This window comes from Okeania sp., assembly GCF_983059655.1.
On the sequence record NZ_CEZPJD010000949.1, the window covers coordinates 1 to 2,731 of the forward strand.

A 2,731-nucleotide genomic window follows, 5' to 3' on the forward strand; every position below is an offset into this window, starting at 1 on the left:
CCCCTACTCTGTACGGACGTTGCATGCAACGTCCCTACTACTCCCTATGCGTGGAGGAGATGCTTAATAGATCCGTTTAGGGGTTCTATATTAATACAATTCAAGTGAAATTAAGAAATGATTTGAGTTATCTATTATATTTAGCTAAAAGTTTCATTGAATCAGCAAACATTTATCAGTTATTGGGTAGACACCTATTATTTATTAATTGATAATTACCTCTGGTTAAAACCGCTCTTGATTTAATATAAGGAAATATTATTCTTTATTTTTTTCTTAAAAGGGGAAGCTTTAAACCAGAATTATTTAATTATTAATGATTAATTACTAATTATTCGGTAAATAGTTTACAGTTTAAACTGTAGAGTTAAACTGATACAAATAAAATAATATTTAGGCAAACTAGAGGCAAAGACTCTAAAATCTCAAATCTCAATGGGTATTAGTTGATATCCTATTCAATTTTTCCTATCAACTGGAGTGAGAAACAGTTAACTGATGAGCTATCGATCAATAGTGGGGTCAATTACGGACTTGTTAAAAATATTAACTGTTAACTTAATAACTAGTAAGACTGGTCTACTAACATAAATTAAGTAAATATTAATAGAGATTTATATAAAAATCTACTTAACTATAGTATGTTGAATTTAGTCATTATAGAACCGAGATTAGGTATAAAAGGTAAAAAATCATGGGAACAGTTTCTATATCTCCGGTTGTACTAATTATTTTAGATGGTTGGGGTTATCGAGAAGAAAAAGAAGGAAATGCCATTGCAGTGAGTGAAACACCTGTAATTGACAGCCTTTGGCAAGCATATCCTAGAACTTTGATTCAAGCTTCTGGGAAAGCAGTAGGTTTGCCAGAGGGTCAAATGGGTAACTCAGAGGTCGGTCACCTAAATATTGGTGCGGGAAGAATTGTACCCCAGGAGTTGGTAAGAATATCTGATGCCATAGAAGATGGATCGATTGCTCAAAATCAAGATATTGAAAAATGTTGTCAAGATGTTATTGAGGGTAATTCTAAACTACACTTAGTAGGCTTATGTTCCCCTGGAGGAGTTCATTCTCATGTAAACCACTTATTAGGTTTACTAGATATGGCTAAAGCAAAAGGAATTTCTGATGTTTGTATTCATGCTATTACTGATGGACGTGATACAAACCCAAAATCAGGGGTTCAGGTACTAAAACAGATAGAATATCACATTAATCAAAGTGGTTTAGGACGAATTGCAACTATTAGCGGTCGTTACTATGCAATGGACCGGGATAAACGATGGGATAGAATTCAAAAAGCTTATGAAGTGATGACCAAAGACGGTTATGGAGTTGGTTGTTCTGCTTCTGATTTACTACAACAGTCTTATACTGAAGGTATAACAGATGAATTTGTTATCCCAGTTAGAGTATCCCCAGGAGCTATAGAGCCTGGAGATGGAGTAATATTCTTTAATTTTCGTCCAGATCGTGCCCGTCAATTGACTCAAGCCTTTGTAGACCCAGACTTTAATGGGTTTGAGCGCCAGAAAATTCAACCATTAACATTTTTAACTTTTACTCAGTATGACTCTAGTTTGACCACCTTAGTAGCTTTTAAGCCTCAAAACTTAAATAATATTCTTGGACAAGTAATTTCTCAGCATGGTCTCCGTCAACTTCGTACTGCTGAAACTGAAAAGTATGCTCATGTAACTTACTTTTTCAATGGAGGTTTGGAACAACCATTTGAGGGAGAAGACCGAGAATTAATTCAAAGTCCAATGGTTGCTCACTATGATGAAGCACCAGAAATGTCAGCAGCAGAAGTTACAGAAGTAGCGATCGCTGCTGTGGAAAAACAAATTTATTCTCTAATTGTGATTAATTATGCTAACCCTGACATGGTAGGTCACACTGGGGTTATGGATGCGGCGGTGAATGCAGTTAAAACTGTTGACCATTGTTTAGGACAACTTTTAGATAGTATTAGTAAAGTAGGTGGCACAGCAATCATCATTGCTGACCATGGTAATGCTGAATATATGTGGGACGAAGAAGGAAGTCCTTGGACAGCTCACACGACAAATCCTGTGCCATTTATACTTATTGAAGGAGAGGGACGAAAAATTCCTGGTCATGGCACTGAAGTGCCTTTGCGACAGGATGGGTGTTTAGCAGATATAGCACCAACTATTTTGGAAATTCTACAGTTGCCCCAACCTCCTGAAATGACTGGAAGGTCAATAATTGAAAATGCTGGATATGATATTCAACAAAATCGTACTCCTATGAGAGTAGGTTTGTAGTCAGTCAGGCAGGCAGGAGGTAGGTACTAGAAAACAAGAGGAGATTTTTCAACTCCTCAGCCATGCTTTGTTTACTAAAAATTATCTCTCTCAAGATCGGCGAAATTATTGGATTTTTTAACGAATTAAAAACTATGAATGTTGTTCAACTTGCAGAAATTATCTGGATTATATCCGCTATAGGTATTGTTGTATTTGTCTTGTTACACAGCCCCAAAGGTGATGGAATTGGTGGTATTGGTGGACAAGCTCAATTGTTTACTAGCACCAAAAGTGCAGAGATAACTTTGAATAGGATTACTTGGACTTTTTCTGTGCTTTTTATGGGTTTAACCATACTTCTTAGTGCAGGTTGGTTACCACAATAACTTGCTGAGAAAGTAAAAATATCCCAGACAAATGTCTGGGAAACAAGTGAATTTAGTCAATTATTCTAGG

General features: G+C 36.2%; 2 protein-coding genes. Both read left to right on the top strand.

Going from position 1 to position 2,731, the window contains the following annotated elements; genetic code table 11:
* Positions 1 to 694 precede the first annotated feature (694 nt).
* Positions 695 to 2,293 (top strand): 2,3-bisphosphoglycerate-independent phosphoglycerate mutase, encoded by a 1,599-nt coding sequence (gene gpmI, locus AC3DU7_RS30535; protein WP_488042991.1) that lies wholly within the window; start codon positions 695 to 697, stop codon positions 2,291 to 2,293.
* 134 nt (positions 2,294 to 2,427) lie between these two features.
* Entirely contained in the window at positions 2,428 to 2,661 is a 234-nt protein-coding gene (gene secG / locus AC3DU7_RS30540) for a preprotein translocase subunit SecG (RefSeq protein ID WP_124147553.1), read from the top strand.
* Positions 2,662 to 2,731: the final 70 nt, after the last annotated feature.

Coding starts and splice junctions, on each gene's coding strand:
- gpmI (WP_488042991.1), top strand. CDS start 695: ATGGGAACAGTTTCTATATCTCCGGTTGTACTAATTATTTTAGATGGT.
- secG (WP_124147553.1), top strand. CDS start 2,428: ATGAATGTTGTTCAACTTGCAGAAATTATCTGGATTATATCCGCTATA.